Origin of the sequence: Streptomyces sp. NPDC001068 (assembly GCF_042897315.1) — a bacterium.
Lineage (GTDB): Bacteria > Actinomycetota > Actinomycetes > Streptomycetales > Streptomycetaceae > Streptomyces.
The window spans coordinates 162,488-182,582 of record NZ_JBIAYD010000008.1 but is presented as its reverse complement, the minus strand read 5'-3'; the positions used below and the strand labels follow the sequence as shown (position 1 = coordinate 182,582).

General features: G+C 73.4%; 17 protein-coding genes. 14 read left to right on the top strand and 3 right to left on the bottom strand.

Translation table 11 applies throughout. The features are described from left to right. Positions 1–251 precede the first annotated feature (251 nt). The gene (locus tag ACFY3I_RS23340) at positions 252–1,064 is read left to right on the top strand and encodes a hypothetical protein (RefSeq protein WP_365285926.1); all 813 of its coding nucleotides are present in this window, start codon (positions 252–254) and stop codon (positions 1,062–1,064) included. A gap of 39 nt (positions 1,065–1,103) precedes the next feature. Next, positions 1,104–1,433 carry a rhodanese-like domain-containing protein gene (locus ACFY3I_RS23335; protein WP_365285992.1) on the top strand — a complete coding sequence of 110 codons (330 nt, stop codon included), beginning with the start codon at positions 1,104–1,106 and terminating at the stop codon, positions 1,431–1,433. 65 nt (positions 1,434–1,498) lie between these two features. Here the strand turns inward: ACFY3I_RS23335 and ACFY3I_RS23330 are convergent, their stop codons facing one another. After that, a complete protein-coding gene (locus ACFY3I_RS23330; protein ID WP_390862400.1) occupies positions 1,499–2,632 on the bottom strand; it encodes an acyl-CoA dehydrogenase family protein in 1,134 nt (377 codons plus the stop codon). A gap of 171 nt (positions 2,633–2,803) precedes the next feature. Here ACFY3I_RS23330 and pepN point away from each other — a divergent pair, with 171 nt between their 5' ends. From pepN to ACFY3I_RS23310, 4 genes are all read left to right on the top strand, one after another. Beyond that, entirely contained in the window at positions 2,804–5,239 is a 2,436-nt protein-coding gene (pepN, locus tag ACFY3I_RS23325; protein WP_390862398.1) for an aminopeptidase N, read from the top strand. Positions 5,240–5,682: 443 nt separating this feature from the next. Further along, positions 5,683–6,480, top strand: coding sequence for a DUF5819 family protein (locus tag ACFY3I_RS23320; RefSeq protein ID WP_390862397.1), 798 nt, complete (start codon positions 5,683–5,685; stop codon positions 6,478–6,480). After that, the gene (locus ACFY3I_RS23315; RefSeq protein WP_390862395.1) at positions 6,477–7,676 is read left to right on the top strand and encodes an HTTM domain-containing protein; all 1,200 of its coding nucleotides are present in this window, start codon (positions 6,477–6,479) and stop codon (positions 7,674–7,676) included. Before ACFY3I_RS23320 ends, ACFY3I_RS23315 begins: the two co-directional genes overlap by 4 nt. After that, positions 7,673–8,407 (top strand): TrmH family RNA methyltransferase, encoded by a 735-nt coding sequence (locus tag ACFY3I_RS23310; protein ID WP_390862393.1) that lies wholly within the window; start codon positions 7,673–7,675, stop codon positions 8,405–8,407. Before ACFY3I_RS23315 ends, ACFY3I_RS23310 begins: the two co-directional genes overlap by 4 nt. A gap of 9 nt (positions 8,408–8,416) precedes the next feature. Here ACFY3I_RS23310 and paaN read toward each other — a convergent pair whose 3' ends face one another. Next, a complete protein-coding gene (gene paaN, locus ACFY3I_RS23305; RefSeq protein WP_365285938.1) occupies positions 8,417–10,108 on the bottom strand; it encodes a phenylacetic acid degradation protein PaaN in 1,692 nt (563 codons plus the stop codon). Positions 10,109–10,256: 148 nt separating this feature from the next. Here paaN and ACFY3I_RS23300 point away from each other — a divergent pair, with 148 nt between their 5' ends. Then, entirely contained in the window at positions 10,257–11,771 is a 1,515-nt protein-coding gene (locus tag ACFY3I_RS23300; RefSeq protein WP_390862391.1) for a 3-hydroxyacyl-CoA dehydrogenase, read from the top strand. Further along, positions 11,768–12,355, top strand: coding sequence for a TetR/AcrR family transcriptional regulator (locus ACFY3I_RS23295; RefSeq protein WP_365285942.1), 588 nt, complete (start codon positions 11,768–11,770; stop codon positions 12,353–12,355). The genes ACFY3I_RS23300 and ACFY3I_RS23295 overlap by 4 nt, the downstream gene beginning before the upstream one ends. A 17-nt stretch (positions 12,356–12,372) precedes the next feature. Here the strand turns inward: ACFY3I_RS23295 and ACFY3I_RS23290 are convergent, their stop codons facing one another. Beyond that, on the bottom strand, positions 12,373–12,873 hold the full coding sequence (locus ACFY3I_RS23290; protein WP_390862389.1) for an Lrp/AsnC family transcriptional regulator: 501 nt from the start codon (positions 12,871–12,873) through the stop codon (positions 12,373–12,375). A 175-nt stretch (positions 12,874–13,048) separates the two neighbouring features. Here ACFY3I_RS23290 and pdhA point away from each other — a divergent pair, with 175 nt between their 5' ends. The 6 genes from pdhA (at position 13,049) to ACFY3I_RS23260 (ending at position 20,030) form a co-directional block, all read left to right on the top strand. Continuing rightward, positions 13,049–14,194 carry a pyruvate dehydrogenase (acetyl-transferring) E1 component subunit alpha gene (pdhA, locus tag ACFY3I_RS23285; RefSeq protein WP_365285944.1) on the top strand — a complete coding sequence of 382 codons (1,146 nt, stop codon included), beginning with the start codon at positions 13,049–13,051 and terminating at the stop codon, positions 14,192–14,194. After that, complete coding sequence (locus ACFY3I_RS23280; RefSeq protein ID WP_390862386.1) at positions 14,191–15,195, top strand: alpha-ketoacid dehydrogenase subunit beta; 1,005 nt, start codon at positions 14,191–14,193, stop codon at positions 15,193–15,195. The genes pdhA and ACFY3I_RS23280 overlap by 4 nt, the downstream gene beginning before the upstream one ends. Next, positions 15,195–16,544: a dihydrolipoamide acetyltransferase family protein gene (locus ACFY3I_RS23275; RefSeq protein WP_390862385.1), complete on the top strand. Its 1,350-nt coding sequence runs from the start codon at positions 15,195–15,197 to the stop codon at positions 16,542–16,544. Before ACFY3I_RS23280 ends, ACFY3I_RS23275 begins: the two co-directional genes overlap by 1 nt. Positions 16,545–16,627: 83 nt before the next feature. Further along, a complete protein-coding gene (locus ACFY3I_RS23270) occupies positions 16,628–17,545 on the top strand; it encodes an NTP transferase domain-containing protein (protein ID WP_390862383.1) in 918 nt (305 codons plus the stop codon). After that, on the top strand, positions 17,542–18,936 hold the full coding sequence (locus tag ACFY3I_RS23265; protein ID WP_390862381.1) for a molybdopterin molybdotransferase MoeA: 1,395 nt from the start codon (positions 17,542–17,544) through the stop codon (positions 18,934–18,936). The genes ACFY3I_RS23270 and ACFY3I_RS23265 overlap by 4 nt, the downstream gene beginning before the upstream one ends. Then, positions 18,933–20,030 (top strand): potassium channel family protein, encoded by a 1,098-nt coding sequence (locus tag ACFY3I_RS23260; RefSeq protein ID WP_365285954.1) that lies wholly within the window; start codon positions 18,933–18,935, stop codon positions 20,028–20,030. Before ACFY3I_RS23265 ends, ACFY3I_RS23260 begins: the two co-directional genes overlap by 4 nt. Positions 20,031–20,095 lie beyond the last annotated feature (65 nt).

Below are 20,095 nucleotides of genomic sequence, written 5' to 3'. Positions count from 1 at the left end.
GGACGGGCGCCCATGGGCCGGGCGGCCGTTCGCGGGCCGGGCGGCTGTCCGCGGCCGGGCGGCCGTTCGCGGGCCGGGGGGCCGTTCGCGGGCCGGGCGGTCCGGAACCCGTCCTCGCCCGCGGAGGCCGGGTCGCCGGGCAGGGCGCCGTCAGGACGCCGCGTGGTCGCCGAGCCGGTGCTGGGCGGTGGTGGACCGGCGACGGGCGGGTGTCGGCCACTCGTGGGGACGACAGGCCCTAGTCTGGTCGGGTGACGACCCCGGAAGCTGAGCAGCCCGACGCCCCGCGGCCCGAGGAGCGCCTGGAGCGGTCCGTGCGGGCCGCCGAGCAGGCGTTGATCGAGTACGAGATCGCGGTCGAGACCTTCCGCGTCGAGGTGGAGAACTTCGCTCGCCTGCACGAGCAGAAGCTCGGCCCGCTCTATCTGCGTCTGGAGGAACTGGACGCGCGGATCGCCGAGGCGAAGGCCGCCCGTACCGGTGATCCCGAGGACATCCGCGCCGCCGAGGAGGCGCGGGCCCGGGTGCTGCCCATTCCCGGCGTCGAGGAACTGCTGCACGGCTGGATGGACGGCGACGGGCTGTTCCCGGAGGCCGTCGCGATGCTCACCGAGCAGGAGGTGCGGCCCCCGCAGCGGGTGCGGCCCAGCGAGGAGGCCCGGCGGCTCTACCGCGAGCTGGCCCGCAAGGCCCATCCCGACCTGGTGCAGGAGGGGCCCGAGCAGCAGCGGCGCGAGGAGTTCCTCAGCCGGGTCAACGCGGCCTACGCCCGCGGTGACGAGGTCCTGCTGCGGGAGCTGGCCGCGGAGTGGGAGGCCGGCCCGGTCCCGCCCGAGCGCAGTCCCAGCCGCGCCGAGGAGCTGTACGCCCGCCTCGAGTGGCTGGCCGAGCGCAAGGAACTGCTCACCCTGGTCGCCAAGGAGCTGGAGGACGGCCCCATCGCCGGCATGCTCCGGCTGGCCCCCGAGGACCCCGACCGGCTCCTCGACGAGATCGCCGAGAGGCTGTACAAGGACGTCGCCGAGCGGGAGGCGGAACTGGCCGCGCTGCTCGCCCAGGAGTAGCGGTCGGGTAGCGTCGGAGCCATGAACTTCGCAGCGCGTGTGCCCACGGTCGAGGTCGCGGACCTCAAGGACGGCGACTTCCTGCTCGACGTCCGCGAGGACGACGAGTGGCAGGCGGGTCACGCCGCGGGCGCCCTGCACATCCCGATCAGCGAGTTCGTCGGCCGCTACGGCGAGCTCACCGAGGCCGCTCCCCAGGACGGCCGGGTCAACGTCATCTGCCGTTCCGGCGGCCGCTCGGCGCAGGTCACGATGTACCTGGTCCAGCAGGGCATCGACGCGGTGAACGTGGACGGCGGCATGCAGGTGTGGCAGGCGGCGGGCCGCGAGGTGGTCACGGACGGGGGAGAGCCGGGCTTCGTCGTCTGAGCCGGCTCGGCAGGCCCGCGCGCCTCCCGGCCGCGCCCCCCGGCCGCGCCTCCTGTCCGCGCCGCCTATCCCAGCGGATGCGCGGCGAGCAGGTCCCCCAGCGCCTCCTCGTGGGCCCCCGCGGACCCGAGCGCCAGCTCGATCTGCTTGGCCCAGGCGTGGTACCGGTGCAGCGCGTACTCCGTGTCGGCCCCGAACCCCCCGTGCAGGTACTGCGCCGTCTGCACCACCCGACGGACCCCCTCCGACGCCCAGATCTTCGCGACCGCCACGTCCCCGGCCACCGGCAGGGCGCCGACCGCCCCGGAGGCCAGCCGCCACGCGGCCTGCCACAGCGTGGCCTCCATGGCGCGCAGGTCGATGTACCGGTCGGCGGCCTGCACGGCGACCGCCTGGAACGTGGCGACGGGATGCCCGAACTGCTCCCTCTTGCCGGTGTACTCGCTGGTCATCCGCAACACCCGCTCACCCACCCCGAGCGCCAGCGCACAGGTCCCGGTCGTCAGCAGCTCCCGCAGCCACTCCCAGGCCCCCTCGGCCGTCACCACGTCCCGCCCCGCGACCCGCGCCGACTCCAGCCGCAGCTCACCGAGCCGTTCCCCGCTGGTCGACACCTGCTCGGCGAGCGTGACCCCGTCGGCCGACGGCGCCACCAGCGCCAGCACGCTGCGGTCGCCGTCGGTGTGCGCCGGTACGACGACGAGATCGGCGTCGTGAACCCACGGCACCGCCGTCTGCACCCCGTCGAGCACCCACCCGGCGCCGTCCCGGCGCGCGGTCACCGCCAGCTCGGCCGGGTCGTGCCCGGTGCGCCCGCTCGCGGCGACGGTCAGTACCAGTTCGCCCCGCCCCGCCCGTGGCAGCAGCCGGCCCCGCTGCTCCTCGTCCCCGTACGCCTGTACGGCCGCCATGGCCGCGCTGTTCTCCAGCAGCGGCACCCGGGCCAGCACCTTCGCCGACTCCCGCAGCACCAGGCAGAGCGCGATCGCGTCCAGCCCGGCTCCGCCGTGTTCCTCGGCCGCCGACAGGCTCAGCAGGTCGGCGGCGGCCAGCCTGTCCCAGAGCTCCCGGTCGAAGTGGTCGGACACGGCGCCGGTGGTCAGCGCGGGGCTGGGCACCGCGTCCGGCGCCACCGCGTCGAACACCCCGCGCGCCGCCTCGGCAGCCGCCAACTGCTCCTCGCTCAAGGTGAAGTCCACGGTCCTGTCCTCCCGGCCGGTCGGTCCGTCTGTCGGTCCGTCTGACGGTCCGTCAAGATAGAACAGGTTCTAGAAGAAGGGAACCGAAAACCGCTGCGATCACCGTCTCCTTCCGTCGTAGGCTGACGGCCGCTGTCCGCCGGCGTGGGTCGGACACACGAAGGAGGACGCATGGGGATCCGAAGCCTGACCCGCACCGAGGCCGAGCGCCGGGCCGCACTGGTCGCCGTGGAGCGGTACGACGTCGACATCGACTTCACCGGCCTGCCCGAAGGGCCGGAGGTCCGCTGCGTCTCGACGGTGACCTTCACCTGCTCCGAGCCGGGCGCCGAGACCTTCGTCGACTGCGCGGCCGAGGTCCGCTCCGCCACCCTCAACGGAACCCCCCTCACCCCGTCCGGCGACGGCCGGATCCCGCTGCCCGGCCTGGCCGCGCACAACGTGCTGCGGGTCGAGAGCGTGCAGGCCGAGACCACCGCAGGCGAGGGCGTGCACAAGGCCACCGACCCCGCCGACGGCGAGGTCTACGTGTGGACGAGCTTCGAACCCGACGAGGCGCACTCCGTCTGGGCCTGCTTCGACCAGCCCGACCTCAAGGCCCCGCACGCCTTCACCGTCACCGCTCCGGCCGCCTGGACCGTCCTCAGCAACTCCGGCGACCCACGCGTCGAGGAGCAGGGCGCGGCCCGCCGCTGGAGCTTCCCGGACACCCCGCCGCTGTCCGTGTACAACACCGTCGTCAACGCGGGCCCCTTCCACCAGATCCGTCGCGAGGCCGACGGCCATGACCTCGGCATCTTCGCCCGCCGCTCGCTCGCCGAGGTCCTGGAGCGGGACGCCGACGAGATCTTCACCCTGACCCGCCAGGGCCTCGCCTTCTACGCCGAGGCCTTCGCGATGCCGTTCCCGCAGCGCACCTACGACCAGGTGTTCATGCCCGAGTTCGGCGGCGCGATGGAGAACTACGGCTGTGTGACCTGGTCGGACGCGTTCCTGCGACGGTCCACGCCGACGCACGCCGAGCGCGAGGTGCTGGCGCTCGTGCTGCTGCACGAGATGGCGCACATGTGGTTCGGCAACATCGTCACCATGCGCTGGTGGGACGACCTCTGGCTGAACGAGGCCTTCGCCGAGTTCGCCTGCCACTGGGCCGCCGAGGGCGCCACCCGCTACACCGACGTCTGGGCCGGCCACCTCGCCGGCGGCAAGCTCAGGGCCTACCTCGCCGACCAGGGCCCCATCTCGCACCCGATCCACCAGCCCATCCACGACGTGGCCGAGGCCGCGTCGATCTTCGACAGCATCACCTACCCCAAGGGCGCCTCCGTCCTCCAGCAGTTGATGACCTATGTCGGCGAGGACCGGTTCCGCACCGGTATGGCCGCCTACTTCGCCCGTCACGCCTGGGGCACCACCACCCTGCAGGACCTGATCGACGCCCTCGCCGAGGCCGGCGGCCGGGACCTCGGTGCCTGGCGGAAGGCCTGGCTGGAGACGGCCGGCACCGACCGCTTCACCCTGGAGCACGACGGTGACGCCGTCACCCTGGTGGCCGACGGCACCCCGCGACCGCAGGTCCTGGCGGTCGGCGCGTACGACCGCGCGGGCGACGCCCTCGAACGCAGCGCCCTGGTCCGAGTCGAGGTGACCGAGTCCCGTACGCCGGTCGAGGGCCTTCCCGCCGGCTCCGACCTCCTCCTGATCAACGACGACGACCTCACCTTCGCGACCAGCCGCCCGGCCGCCGCGACCCGGGAGGCCCTCTTCCACTCGGCGGCCCGGCTGCCCACCGCGATCTCCCGGGGCGCCGCCGCCGCCACCGTCTGGGACATGCTCACGGCCGGTGAGGCCACGGCGGCCGAGGCCGGACGGTGCCTCACCGCGGTCCTCGCCGCGGAGACGTCCGACGCCGTGATCGAGCCCCTCCTGACGCTCGTCACCAACATCGCCGAACTCTGGGCACCGGACGCCGACCGTCCGGCGCTGACGGAGGCCGTGGCCGGGGCCTGCCTGCGGCTCGCCGAGGACCCGAACCGCCGCCAGGTGGCCCTGCGCGGCCTGGCCCGCACCGCGTCGGGTCCCGAGGACCTGGCCGGGCTGCGCGAGCGGGCCGGTGACGACGTGGACCTGCGCTGGCGCGCCCTGGTCCGGGAGGCCGAACTCGGTGGCGACGTCTCCGCCGAGTCCGCCGCCCTGCTCGACCGGGACCCCGACCCCGACGCCTGGGTCCGGGTCCTCATCGTCCGCGCGGCCGTGCCCGACCCGGCCGCGAAGGCGGAGGTCTGGCAGCGGCTGGCCGTGGACCGCACGGTGCCCGTCCAGTCGGTGGGCGCGGTGGCGGCCGCCTTCTGGCGCCCCGGCCAGGACGCCCTGCTCGCCCCCTACGCCGAGCGCTACCTGGCCGAGATCCCCCGGCTGGACCAAGGCGGAATGATCCCGGCGATGGCCTACACCTCCCAGCTCTTCCCGCTGTACGCCGTCGACTCCGCGTACGTCGAGAAGGCCCGGCAGGCGGTCCGGGAAGCGGCTCCCGTGGTCCGCAAGACCCTCCTGGAACGCTCCGACACCGTCCTGCGCATGATCCGCACGCGGACCGCGGACGCCTGACACACCCGTCACCTCCCCCGGTACGTCCGCCAGGCCCGGGATCGGGTCCGGCGGGGCTGATCCACAGTTTCAAGGGGGAGGTCCACGGCTTCAACCGCTGTGGAAAACCTCCGGCGCGGCCTGTGGACAACTCGCGGGACCGGATTCCGCGGGCCGCCCCTGTCCGTCGCGGAACCCCCTGTGACCTGTGCGGCAGACCCCGGCGGACGACCGCCGGGACCCGGTCCGGGCCTCGGCGGACGGCCACCGGGACCCGGCCCGGGTCGGCCGGAGTGGTGATGGCCACGCTCCCCGGCCGCTCCCCGGGGCTGCGCCCGACGGCCGCTGCTGAGTACCGTTCCGTGCGAGTGCCCCGCAGCGGCACACCGGACGGCCCCGAACGGGCCGTCCCGGGCCGTCCGGTCGGGACGGGACGACACGGCGGTACCGGAGAACGGGGCGGCATGGACGCGTACGACGGCGACTCGGACGCCCGGCACGGGCCGGAGGGTCCGGACGGGCCCCGGCCGGACCCGGCGTCCGCCGGACCCGTCGCCCCCGTCGCCCCGGAGCCCGAAGAGGTCCGCCGGGATCGGGAACCCCCTGTCCCGCCCCGCACCGGGGTCGCCGCGCTCTCCCCCCGCTACCAGGTCGGCGCGGCCTTCGCGGTGGCCCTGGTCGCGGTCGCCGCCTGTGTGCACCTCGGGATGGTGTTCCTGAGCGTCGCGCCGGCGAACACGGTGACCAAGCAGCACGGCAAGGCGATCGAGGAGTGGGTGTACCCGGAGTTCGAGCAGAACTGGAAGCTGTTCGCGCCGAACCCGCTCCAGCAGAACATCGCAGTGCAGGTGCGCGCCGACGTCCGGACGCGGGACGGGTCCACGACCACCACCGGCTGGAACGACCTGTCCGCGCAGGACGGCAGGGCCATCGACGGCAGTCTGCTGCCGAGCCACACCGTGCAGAACGAACTCCGCCGGGCCTGGGACTTCTTCGTCAGCACGCACGGCAACGACAACCGCGCGATCGGTCTGCGCGGCTCCCTGTCCGAGCAGTACCTGCGCCGGATCGTCGTGATGCGGCTGTACGAGGGCGACGCGACCGCGCGGAAGGGCACCGTCGAGCGCGTGCAGGTGCGCTCCAGCACCACCAACGTGCCCCCGCCGGACTGGAGCGGCGAGAAGGTCTCCGACGCCCCGGTCTACCGGGTGCTGCCCTGGTGGACGGTCACGGCGGACGACGCCGAGGGAGGTGTGCGATGAGCCGCCTCGCCCTGTGCCTGTCCCGCGCCGTCGCCCGGGTCACCGGGTCGGTGCTCGGCCCGTACCAGACGGCCGTCGTGCGCATCGGGTTCGCCGCGACCTGGCTGCTGTTCCTGCTGCGCGAGTACCCGCACCGCCAGGAGCTGTACGGCCCCGACGGCCCCTGGAGCTTCGGTCTCGCCCAGCAGCTGACCGCGGACAACCACGCCTTCACGGCCCTGCTGGCCGCCGACGGCCGGGCCTACTTCGAGGTCTTCTACCTCCTGGCCGTTCTCTCCAGCGCCCTTCTCCTGGTGGGCTGGCGTACCCGGGCGACCTCCCTGCTGTTCATGGTCGGCGTGCTGTCCCTGCAGAACCGCAGCGTCTTCGTGGGCGACGGCGGCGACAACGTGCTGCACCTGATGTCCTTCTACCTGGTGTTCACCCGCTGCGGTCAGGTGTGGTCCCTGGACGCGCGGCGGGCGGTACGCGCGCGTGCGGAGCGGCGGCCGGTCACCGACCGGGCCGGACCGGCACTGTGGGCGGTGTCCGGGGTCCTGCTGACCGTGGGGGCCCTGACCGGCCGTACCGGCGGCGGCTGGCTGGTGCCGGCCCTCATGTGGGCCACCTGGGCGGGCACCGCGCTGTGGTGGGCGGCGGGCCGCTGGGCGCGTTCCCCCGAGCCCCGGATCCTGCTGGACGTCGTCGCCAACGTCCTGCACAACGGCGCCCTGTTCGTGATCATGGCCGAGGCCTGCCTGATCTACGCCACGGCCGGCTGGTACAAGATCCAGGGCTCCCGCTGGCAGGACGGCACCGCCGTCTACTACCCGCTCCACCTGGACTACTTCTCGCCCTGGCCGGCCCTCGCCGACCTGCTCTCCGCCAACGGGACCCTGGTGCTGCTGGTGACCTACGGGACGGTCGTCGTGCAGGTCGCCTTCCCGTTCACGCTGTTCAACCGCCGGGTCAAGAACGTGCTGCTGGCGGCGATGATGACCGAGCACGCGGTGATCGCGGTCGTCCTGGGACTGCCCTTCTTCTCGCTCGCCATGATCGCGGCGGACTCGGTCTTCCTGCCGACGGTCTTCCTGCTCCGGCTGGGCGGCTGGTCGGCCCGCGCGCGCGACCGCGTCCTGCGGCGCGATGCTCCCGTGCTGCCGCCCGCCCGCACCCCGGAGGCCGACGAACAGCCCCGCGTAGGCTTCGGGGCATGACCGACCCCCTCGACGAATGGGCGCTGCTGGCGGGTTCCGCCGTCCTCCTGGACGGCTTCCACGCCCTCAAGCACGCCCTGCGCTTCGACGCGCGGGTGCCGGTGGCGGTCACCGCGGACCGGGCGGCCACGCTGGCCCTGGCCGACGAACTGGCGCCGGACGTGGTGGAGCGGCTGGCCGCGCTGCTGACGGAGGTGCCGTCGGCGACGTACGCGTCGCTCGTCCCGCGCCCGCACCCCACGGCGGTGGCCGCCCTGGCGGTGCGGCCGCCCCGCGAGGCCAATCTGCGTGCGCTGGCCCACCTCCCGCGCACCGCCCCGGTCGTGGTCCTCGACGAGCCGCGCAACCTGGGCAACGCGGGCGCCGTGATCCGCCTGGCGGCGGGCTTCGGAGCGACCGGGGTCATCACCACCGGAACCCTCGACCCCTGGCATCCGACGGTCGTCAGGGGCGGCGCGGGTCTTCACTTCGCCACGGCGGTGGAGCGTCTGACCGTGCCGGAGCTGCCGCCGGGCCCGGTGTACGCGCTGGACCCGGAAGGCGAGGACATCCGGGACACGAAGCTCCCGGACAACGCGATCCTCGCCTTCGGATCCGAACGGACCGGCCTGTCGGCGGAGCTGCGAGCGCGTGCCGATCACCTGCTGCGCCTGCCGATGCGCCGACAGGTCAGCAGCTACAACCTGGCGACCAGTGTGGCCATGACCCTGTTCCACTGGAGCGCCGCGTAACGGCTGCGGCTACGCCTCCCGGCGCACCTCGATCACCCGGAACCGGTTCGCCACGAACGCCCCGTCGCACAGGGCCGCGTTGGCCGCCGCGTTTCCGCCGGATCCGTGGAAGTCGGAGAACGCGGCCGTCTGGTTGACGTACACCCCGCCGACCAGGTTCAGGGACAGCTGGGCCGCCTCCTCCAGGCAGACCTCCTCCACGGCGCTCTCCACGTCCGGGTCGACCGTGTAGGCGCCGACCGTCATGGCGCCCTTCTCCCGGATCGTGCGCCGCAGCAGTTCCACCGCGTCGGCGGCCGAGTCGACGGCGACCGCGAAGGAGACCGGCCCGAAGCACTCGCTCATGTAGGCGGCCTCGCTGTCCGGCTTGGCGCCGTCCAGCTTCACGATCACCGGGGTGCGCACGACCGCGTCCGGGAACTCCGGGTTGACGACCTCGCGGGAGGCGAGGGCGACCTCGCCGAGTCCGGCGGCGGCCTCCAGGCGGGCCTTGACGTCGGGGTTGACGATCGCGCCCAGCAGCGCGTTCGCGCGGGCGTCGTCGCCGAGCAGGCCGTCGACCGCGCGGGCGAGGTCGGCCACCACCTCGTCGTACGTCCTGGGACCCTCGTCGGTGCGGATGCCGTCGCGGGGGATCAGCAGGTTCTGCGGGGTGGTGCACATCTGGCCGCTGTAGAGGGAGAGAGAGAACGCCAGGTTGGAGAGCATCCCCTTGTAGTCGCCGGTCGACTCGACCAGGACCGTGTTGACGCCGGCCTTCTCGGTGTACACCTGGGCCTGCCGGGCGTTGGCCTCCAGCCAGTCGCCGAAGGCGGTCGAGCCCGTGTAGTCGATGATCTTGATCTCGGGGCGGGTGGCGAGCGTCTTCGCGATGCCCTCGCCGGGGCGCTCCGTCGTCAGGGCCACCAGGTTCGGGTCGAAGCCGGCCTCGGCGAGCACCTCGCGGGCGACCCGCACGGTGAGGGCGAGCGGCAGCACCGCGCGGGGGTGCGGCTTGACCAGGACCGCGTTGCCCGTGGCCAGGGAGGCGAACAGGCCCGGGTAGCCGTTCCACGTCGGGAAGGTGTTGCAGCCGACGACCAGCGCGATCCCGCGCGGGACCGGCTTGAAGGTCTTGGTCAGCGCGAGCGGGTCCCGCTTGCCCTGCGGCTTGGACCACTCGGCCGTGTCGGGGGTGCGGACCTGCTCCACGTACGCGTAGGCCACAGCCTCCAGGCCGCGGTCCTGGGCGTGCGGGCCGCCCGCCTGGAAGGCCATCATGAACGCCTGGCCGCTGGTGTGCATGACCGCGTGCGCGAACTCGTGGGTCCGGTCGCTGATCCGCTTGAGGATCTCCAGGCACACCACCGCGCGCGCCTCCGCGCCCGCGTCGCGCCACGCGCGCTGCCCGGACTTCATGGCCGGAAGCAGTGTGTCGACGTCGGCGTGCGGGTAGGTCACGCCCAGCTCGATGCCGTACGGGGAGGTCTCGCCGCCCAGCCAGTCGTCGGTGCCGGGCTGGCCGAGGTCCACGCGGGTGCCGAGGAGGGCGTCGAAGGCGGCCTTGCCGGCCGCCGCGTCCAGGCTGCCGTGCTCGCCGTAGGCCTTGGGGTGCTCGGGGTGGGGGGACCAGTACGCGCGCGTGCGGATCGCCTCCAGCGCCTGGTCAAGCGTGGGCCGGTGCTTGGCGATCAGCTCGTGCACGGTGAGTTCGGCGGTCATGCGGGACCAACTCCTCGTCTGATGAGCTCCCCTTCGAGCTCATGACCTGGGCGGAAACGGCCGGACAGAGTTAGAGTAACCGAACGATCGGTCGGGACAAGGGGGCCTGCCGCATCTGTGGAAATCCCCGTGCGGGAGGATCGCGCACATGACAGCACTCGACCTCAGCAGCCCCGTGGGGGTCGCCGGCGCCGGCACCATGGGCCAGGGCATCGCCCAGGTCGCACTGGTCGCCGGCCATCCCGTCCGGCTGTACGACGCCGTCCCCGGGCGGGCCGCGGAGGCCGCCGCGGCGATCCGCGCCCGGCTCGACCGGTCGGTCGAGAAGGGCCGCATGACGGCCGCCGACCGGGACGCGGCCCACGCCCGGCTGCTGCCCGCCGGCGAACTCGCCGATTTCGCGGACTGCACCCTGGTCGTGGAGGCCGTCCAGGAGCGGCTCGAGACCAAGCAGGAGCTGTTCCGGGCCCTGGAGGACATCGTCGACGACGACTGTCTGCTGGCCACCAACACCTCCTCCCTGTCGGTGACCGCCATCGGTGGCGCCCTGCGCAGCGCGGCCCGCCTGGTGGGCCTGCACTTCTTCAACCCGGCCCCGCTGCTGCCGCTGGTCGAGGTGGTCTCCGGGTTCGCCACCGACGTCACGTCGGCCACGCGCGCGTACGAGACGGCCCGCGCCTGGGGCAAGACGCCGGTCGCCTGCGCGGACACCCCCGGCTTCATCGTCAACCGGATCGCGCGGCCCTTCTACGCCGAGGCGTTCGCGGTCTACGAGGCGCAGGCCGCCGACCCGGCCACCATCGACGCGGTGCTGCGCGAGAGCGGCGGCTTCCGGATGGGCGCCTTCGAACTGACCGACCTGATCGGCCAGGACGTCAACGAGTCCGTCACGCACTCCGTGTGGCAGGCGTTCTTCCAGGACGTCCGCTTCACACCCTCCCTGGCCCAGCGCCGGCTCGTCGAGTCCGGCCATCTCGGCCGCAAGTCCGGACACGGCTGGTACGACTACGCGGACGACGCCGAGCGCGCCGAACCGCACACCGCCGAACCCGCCGAGCGCCCCGCCTATGTCGTCGCCGAGGGCGATCTGGGTCCGGCGGCCGAGCTGCTCGCGCTGATCCGCGAGGCGGGCGTCCAGGTCCGCGAGGAGGACGAGGACCACGGCACCCGGCTGGTCCTGCCCAGTGGCGGACAGCTGGTCCTCGCCGACGGCCAGACCTCGGTGGAGTTCCGGGACGTCGTCTACTTCGACCTGGCGCTCGACTACCGCCGCGCCACCCGCATCGCCCTGTCCGCCGGACACGACACCCGGCCCAGGACCCTCGGGGAGGCCATCGGTCTCTTCCAGGCGCTCGGCAAGCAGGTCAGCGTCATCGGTGACGTGCCCGGGATGATCGTCGCCCGTACGGTCGCCCGGATCATCGACCTCGCGCACGACGCCGTCGCCAAGGGCGTCGCCACCGAGGAGGACATCGACACCGCGATGCGCCTGGGGGTCAACTACCCGCTCGGCCCCTTCGAGTGGAGCCGCAGCCTGGGCCGCGACTTCGCCTACGACCTGCTCGACGACCTCCACCTGCGCGACCCGAGCGGCCGCTACGCGCCCTCCCTCGCGCTCTACCGCCACGCGTACGCCACCGAGAAGCGGGAGGGTGCCTCATGACCACCGCCAAGCGCGACACGTACACCCCGGAGACCCTGCTCTCGGTGGCCGTGCAGGTCTTCATCGAGCGCGGTTACGACGGCACCTCCATGGAGCACCTGTCCAAGGCGGCCGGCATCTCCAAGTCGTCCATCTACCACCACGTCGCCGGCAAGGAGGAACTGCTGCGCCGGGCCGTCAGCCGTGCCCTGGACGGCCTGTTCGGGATCCTCGACGAGGAGCACGCGCGCGTGGGGCGCGCCGCCGAACGCCTGGAGCACGTCGTACGCCGCATGGTCGAGGTGCTGATCACCGAACTGCCGTACGTGACGCTGCTGCTGCGGGTGCGGGGCAACACCGGCACCGAGCGGTGGGCGCTGGAGCGGCGCCGGGAGTTCGACCACCGGGTGGCCGACCTGCTGAAGGCGGCCGCGGCCGAGGGGGACGTGCGCGGCGACATCGAGGTGCGCCTCGCCACCCGGCTGGTCTTCGGCATGGTCAACTCGATCGTGGAGTGGTACCGCCCGGACGGGCGCGGTGCCACCGAGCGTGAGGTCTCCGACGCGGTGGCGCGCCTGGTGTTCTCGGGACTCCGCGCGGCCTGATCCCGGGCAGTGCGGCCTCAGCCGCCCGGGCCGAGGTCCTCCTCCTCGAACACCAGCAGCGTGCGGGTGCTGAGCACCTCCGGGATCGCCTGGAGCCGGGTCAGCACCAGCTCGCGCAGCGCCCTGTTGTCGGGCGTGTGCACCAGGAGCAGGACGTCGAAGTCCCCGCCCACCAGGGCGATGTGGTCGGCACCCGGCAGCTGCCGCAGCTCCTCGCGCACGGTGCGCCAGGAGTTCTGGACGATCTTCAGCGTGATGTAGGCGGAGGTGCCGTGGCCGGCCCGCTCGTGGTCCACCCGGGCCCCGAAGCCGCGGACCACTCCGTCCTCGATGAGCCGGTTGATACGCGCGTAGGCGTTGGCGCGCGAGACGTGGACACGTTCGGCGACCGACCGTATCGAGGCCCGGCCGTCCGCCTGGAGGATCTGCAGGATGTCCTGATCAATGGCGTCCAGCGGACGGGCGGGCGGCAGCCCGACGCGGTCCTGCGGGCCCTCGGCCATTTGTTCAGGTGGCATGTCCCCCCGCCTTCCGGTCATGGACGTACTGCGTTCATTCCAGGCTGTGGAGAACCGTTTGTCCACAGCCTGGAGCCGCCTGTAGCCAAAATGTGCCGACGACCGAACAATCGGTAGGTGAGACGGGTCACAGCCGACCCGTCTCCCGTAGCCACCCCCACGAGGAGGTGCCGTCATGACGGTCCTGGAGCAGCGAGGCGCATACCGCCCGTCGCCGCCGCCCGCCTGGCAACCCCGGACGGACCCCGCGCCCCTGCTGCCCGACGAGCGGCCCTTCCGCGTCCTCGGGACCGAGGCGGCCGGCAAGGCCGACCCGGAGCTGCTGCGCCGGCTCTACACCCGGCTGGTGCACGGCCGCCGGTACAACACACAGGCCACCGCCCTCACCAAACAGGGCCGTCTCGCCGTCTACCCCTCCAGCACCGGCCAGGAGGCCTGCGAGGTCGCCGCCGCGCTGGCCCTGGAGGAGCGTGACTGGCTCTTCCCCAGCTACCGCGACACCCTCGCGGTCGTCGCCCGGGGCGTGGACCCCGTGGAGGCGCTCACCCTGCTGCGCGGCGACTGGCACACCGGCTACGACCCCTACGCCCACCGCGTGGCCCCGCTCTCCACCCCGCTCGCCACGCAACTGCCGCACGCAGTCGGCCTCGCCCACGCGGCCCGCATCAAGGGCGACGACGTGGTCGCGCTCGCCATGGTCGGCGACGGCGGCACCAGCGAGGGCGACTTCCACGAGGCGCTGAACTTCGCCGCCGTCTGGCGCGCCCCGGTCGTCTTCCTGGTCCAGAACAACGGCTTCGCCATCTCCGTCCCGCTCGACAAGCAGACCGCCGCGCCCTCCCTGGCCCACAAGGCCGTCGGATACGGCATGCCGGGCCGCCTGGTCGACGGCAACGACGCGGTGGCCGTGCACCAGGTGCTCTCCGACGCCGTGCGCCACGCGCGCGAGGGCGGCGGCCCCACCCTGGTGGAGGCGGTGACCTACCGGATCGACGCCCACACCAACGCCGACGACGCCACCCGCTACCGGGGCGACGCCGAGGTGGACGCCTGGCGCGACCACGACCCGATCCTGCTGCTGGAGCGCGAGTTGACCGACCGCGGACTGCTCGACGACGACTTCGCGCAGAACACCCGGGACGACGCCGAGACCATGGCCGCCGACCTGCGCGAGCGCATGAACCGCGACCCGGAGCTCGACCCCATGGCCCTCTTCGACCAGGTGTACGCCGAGACCACCACGCAGCTGCGCGAGCAGCGCGGCATGCTGCGCGCCGAGCTCGAGGCCGAGCAGGACGACCGGGAAGGCGGCGACCGATGACGACCGTCGCCGTCAAGCCCGCCACCATGGCACAGGCCCTCAACCGCGCACTGCGCGACGCGATGGCCGCCGACCCCGCCGTGCACGTCATGGGCGAGGACGTCGGCGCCCTCGGCGGGGTCTTCCGGGTCACCGACGGCCTCGCCAAGGAGTTCGGCGAGGACCGCTGCACCGACACCCCGCTCGCCGAGGCCGGCATCCTCGGCACCGCGGTCGGCATGGCCATGTACGGGCTGCGTCCCGTCGTGGAGATGCAGTTCGACGCGTTCGCCTACCCCGGGTTCGAGCAGCTGATCAGCCATGTCTCGCGGATGCGCAACCGCACCCGCGGCCGGATGCCGCTCCCGATCACCATCCGCATCCCCTACGGCGGCGGCATCGGCGGTGTCGAGCACCACAGCGACTCCTCCGAGGCCTACTACATGGCCACCCCCGGCCTGCACGTCCTCACCCCGGCCACGGTCGCCGACGCCTACGGCATGCTGCGCGCCGCCATCGCCTCCGACGACCCGGTCGTCTTCCTCGAGCCCAAGCGCCTGTACTGGTCCAAGGACACCTGGAACCCCGAGCAGCCGACGGCCGTCGAGCCCATCGGCCGGGCCGCGGTGCGCCGCCCCGGCCGCAGCGCCACGCTCATCACCTACGGCCCGTCGGTACCGGTCTGCCTCGAAGCCGCCGAGGCCGCGCGGGCGGAGGGCTGGGACCTGGAGGTCGTCGACCTGCGCTCGCTGGTGCCCTTCGACGACGAGACGGTCTGCGCCTCGGTACGGCGCACCGGCCGCGCGGTCGTCGTGCACGAGTCGGGCGGGTTCGGCGGACCGGGCGGGGAGATCGCGGCCCGGGTCACCGAGCGCTGCTTCCACCACCTGGAGGCGCCGGTGCTGCGCGTGGCCGGCTTCGACATCCCCTACCCGCCGCCGATGCTGGAACGCCACCATCTGCCCGGTGTGGACCGCATCCTGGACGCGGTGGCGCGTCTGCAGTGGGAGGCCGAGGGCTGATGGCACAGGTGCTGGAGTTCAAACTGCCCGACCTCGGGGAGGGGCTGACCGAGGCGGTGATCGTCACCTGGCTGGTCCAGGTCGGCGAGGTCGTCGCGATCGACCAGCCGGTCGTCGAGGTCGAGACGGCCAAGGCGATGGTCGAGGTCCCCTGTCCCTACGGCGGTGTGGTCACCGCCCGCTTCGGCGAGGAGGGTGCCGAACTGCCCGTCGGCGCCCCGCTGCTGACGGTCGCCGTCGGCGAGGCCGCCCCGGCCCCCGAGTCCGAGGGCTCCGGCAACGTCCTGGTGGGCTACGGCACCGGGGCGCCCCCGGCGCGCCGCCGCCGGGCCAGGCCCACCGCACCGGAGCGGGCCAACGGCACGGCGGGGAGGGCGGCCGTCGCGGAGACGGCGGTCCACGCGTCCGTGCCCGCACCGCCCACCGTCACCGAGGGCCCCGTCCCGGTGATCTCCCCCCTGGTCCGCAGGCTCGCCCGGGACAACGGCCTCGACCTGCGCGGACTGTCCGGTTCGGGCCCCGACGGCCTGATCCTGCGCGCCGACGTCGAGGACGCCCTGCGGGTCGGCGTCGTCCGCACCGCCACCAGGGCCCCGGCCGCGCCGCCGGACTCCGTCGCCATTCCGGCGGACGCCACACCCGGCACGGCGACCGACCGGGCCGGCACCCGTACACCCCTCAAGGGCATCCGGGGCGCGGTCGCCGACAAGCTCTCCCGCAGCCGCCGGGAGATCCCCGACGCGACCTGCTGGGTGGACGCCGACGCGACCGAGCTGATGCGCGCCCGGACCGCGATGAACGCGGCGGGGGCGCCGAAGATCTCCCTGCTCGCGCTCCTCGCCCGGATCACCACCGCCGCCCTGGCCCGGTACCCCGAGCTGAACTCCTACGTCGACGTCGAGGCACGCGAGGTCGTCCGGCTCGACCAGGTGCACCTGGGCTTCGCCGCGCAGACCGACCGGGGCCTGATGGTCCCCGTGGTGCGGGACGCCCACACCCGCGACGCCGAGTCCCTGACGGCGGAGTTCGCCCGGCTGACCGAGGCGGCGCACGCCGGAAGGCTCACCCCCGGCGAACTCACCGGCGGTACCTTCACGTTGAACAACTACGGCGTCTTCGGCGTCGACGGCTCGACGCCGATCATCAACCACCCCGAGGCGGCGATGCTGGGCGTGGGCCGCATCGTCCCGAAGCCGTGGGTGCACGAGGGTGAACTGGCGGTCCGTCAGGTCGTCCAGCTGTCCCTCACCTTCGACCACCGGGTCTGCGACGGCGGCACCGCGGGCGGCTTCCTCCGCCACGTGGCCGACTGCGTGGAGAACCCGGCGGTACTGCTCAGGAAGCTCTAGCCGAGGCGTCCGTCGGCGGCGCCCGGCAGATCACCGGCCCGCTATCGGTTCCCAGTGATCCACCCTCCCCCCATACTCGAAAGGTGACCGACACCGAGCCGCCGGCCTACGACGCCATCGTGTTGGCCGGCGGCGCCGCGAGACGCCTCGGCGGGGCCGACAAACCCTCCGTGCGGGTGGGCGGACGTGCCCTGCTCGACCGGGTGCTGACGGCTTGCGCCGGCGCCCGGAACACCGTCGTCGTGGCGGCCCCGCGCGCCACCGTCCGCCCGGTGCGCTGGACCCGCGAGGACCCCCCGGGCGGCGGCCCGGTGGCCGCCCTGGACGCCGGACTGCGGCACACCACAGCCGACCGGTTGGCCGTGCTCTCCGCGGACCTCCCCTTCCTCGAACAGCTGACAGTGGAGCGGCTGTTGGCGGCCCTGGACGCCACCGGCGCCGATGCCGCCCTGCTCAGCGACGCCGACGGCCGGGACCAGCCGCTCGTCGCGGCCTACCGCACGGCACCGCTCCGCCGCGCTCTGTCGGCCCTGGCCGAGGGCGATCCCGACGCGGGCGCGGCTCCGGGGCTCACCGGCCTCCCGCTGCGGCGCCTGACCGCCGCACTCGATCTCACCCGCGTCCCGGACCCCCTCGCGTCCTTCGACTGCGACACCTGGGACGACATCGCCGACGCCAGGGCACGCATCAGGGAGCATGGTCACGTGTTGGATGAATGGATCTCCGCAGTCAAGGACGAACTGGGCATCGACCTGGACGTCGACACCGGCCTCCTGCTCGACCTGGCCCGGGACGCGGCGCACGGCGTGGCCCGCCCGGCCGCCCCGCTGACCACCTTCCTCGTCGGCTACGCCGCCGCACGGGGAGAAGGAGGCCCCGAGGCGGTCGCCGAGGCCGCGCGCAAGGCCGTCGCGCTGGCCCTGCGGTGGGAGGAGGAGGCGAACGCGGCCGAGCGGTCCGCCTCCGGGAACCCCGCCTCCGGCTCCGGGCCCGGCCGGTGACCGCCCCCGGGATCCGGGTGGGCGTGTCCGCCGGGGACACCGGTGACGATCTCGACGTCGAGGAGGCGCTCGCCCTCGTGAGGGAACCCAGGGAGCGCAGGCAGTTCGCGGAGGGCGCCCCCGGCGGGCAGCAGCGTCCGCCGGCCGGCCAGGACGAGCTGGAGCGGAGCGGCGGCTCGGCGCACCAGCACCGTGCCACCTCCTGGCCGCGGGCCCGGGAAGCAGCCGCCCGTGCCGCGCGCTCGGGTGCCCGACGGGCCCCCGTCTCCGTGCCGCTGGCCGATGCCCTGGGTCTGGCCCTGGCCGCACCGCTGGACGCGCTCACCGACCTGCCGTCCTTCGACACCTCCGCGATGGACGGCTGGGCGGTCGCGGGTCCCGGGCCCTGGGACGTGCGCGAGGAGGGTGTGCTGGCGGGACACGCGCAGCCCGAGGCGCTCACCGACGGCGAAGCGGTACGGATCGCGACGGGTGCCCGGATCCCGGCGGACACCACCGCGGTGCTGCGCAGCGAACACGGGCGTGCCGACAGCCAGGGCCGGCTGCACTCCACCCGTGAGGTGGTGCACGGTCAGGACATCCGACCGCGCGGCCAGGAATGCCGCAGCGGCGACCAGTTGCTGTCCGTCGGAACGCTGGTGACCCCGGCCGTGCTCGGCCTCGCCGCGGCCGCCGGGTACGACACCGTCACGGTCGTCCCCCGGCCCCGGGCCGAAGTCCTGATCCTCGGCGACGAGTTGCTCGCCGAGGGGCTTCCGGGCGAAGGACGTATCCGGGACGCGCTCGGCCCGATGCTGCCGCCCTGGCTGCGTGCGCTCGGCGCCGAGGTCAGTGCCGTGCGCCGGATCGGGGACGACGCCAAGGCCCTGTACAAGGCGATCACCTCGTCCGCCGCCGATCTCGTCGTCACCACCGGCGGCACCGCGTCCGGCCCGGTCGACCATGTCCACCCCACCCTGGAGCGCATCGGAGCCGAACTCCTCGTGGACGGCGTCGAGGTCCGCCCCGGCCATCCCATGCTGCTGGCCCGCACCCAGCAGAACCAGCACCTCGTGGGCCTCCCCGGCAACCCCCTCGCCGCCGTCTCCGGCCTGCTCACCCTCGCCGAACCCCTGCTGCGCACCCTGGCGGCCCACCCCGCGCCCGAGCCGTACGCGGCGCCCCTGGCGGAGGCGGTGCAGGGACACCCGTACGACACCAGACTCATCCCGGTCGTCCTGCGCGGTGACGCGGCCGTTCCGCTGCACTACAACGGCCCGGCGATGCTCCGTGGCATCGCCGCGGCCGACGCGCTCGCGGTCGTACCGCCGGGCGGGGCGCAGCGCGGAGAGGAGACGGAACTGCTGGACCTGCCGTGGGCGGCCGCGGGGATCGAGGTGTGTTTCACGTGAAACTTCCGGGCCATGACGCCATCGCCCGCCAGGCGGACGAACATCTGATGACCCGGCGGGTGAAACTCCCGACGAAAGTGGTGGAGCGTCCGTTCCGCCAGGTCGCCAAACGGCTGTCACTGGCCCTGCTGGTGCTGGTCGCCACCGCCTTCATCGTCTGGGCCGACCGTGAGGGCTACAACGACACCTCGGACGGCGGCGTCGACCTCCTCGACGCCTTCTACTATGCGACCGTCACCCTCTCCACCACCGGATACGGCGACATCACCCCGGTCAGTGACGCCGCCCGGCTCACCAACATCTTCGTCATCACGCCGTTGCGCGTGCTGTTCCTGATCATCCTGGTCGGCACCACGCTCGAAGTCCTCACCGAACGCACCCGGGAGGAATGGCGCCAGAACCGCTGGAGGTCCGCCTTGCGGGATCACACCGTCGTCGTCGGGTTCGGGACGAAGGGCCGGTCGGCGGTCCAGACCGTCTGCGTGACCGGGCTGAAGACCGATCAGGTGGTCGTGGTCGACCCCAGTACCAAGGCGATCGACGCGGCCACCGCGTTGGGATACGCCGGGGTGGTCGGGGACGCGACGCGCAGCGAGGTGCTCAAGCGGGCCGAGGTGCAGCGGGCCCGGCAGGTCATCATCGCGACCCAGCGGGACGACACGGCCGTTCTCGTGACCCTGACCGCCCGGCAGCTCAACAAGGGCGCGAAGATCGTGGCCGCGGTCCGTGAGGAGGAGAACGCGCCGCTGCTCAAGCAGTCCGGCGCCGACGCCGTCATCACCAGCGCCAGCGCCGCCGGACGTCTGCTGGGGCTGTCCGTGCTCAGTCCGGCCGCCGGCATGGTCATGGAGGACCTGATCCAGCAGGGCACCGGCCTGGACCTGGTGGAGCGCCCGGCGGTCAAGGCCGAGGTCGGCAAGACCCCGCGGGAGACGGCCGACCTGGTGGTGAGCGTGCTGCGCGGACACCGGGTGCTCGGCTACGACGACCCGTCGGTCGGCACCATCCAGGCGACGGACCGGCTGATCACGATCGTGCGGGCCACCCCGGGCAGCCAGACCGCTCCGGACATACGGCCGCTGCCCCGGGCCTGAGCGCGACATACGGCCGTTTCCCCGGCCTGACCGGGAGCGCGGCCGGTCGAGGGGTAGCGTCGGCC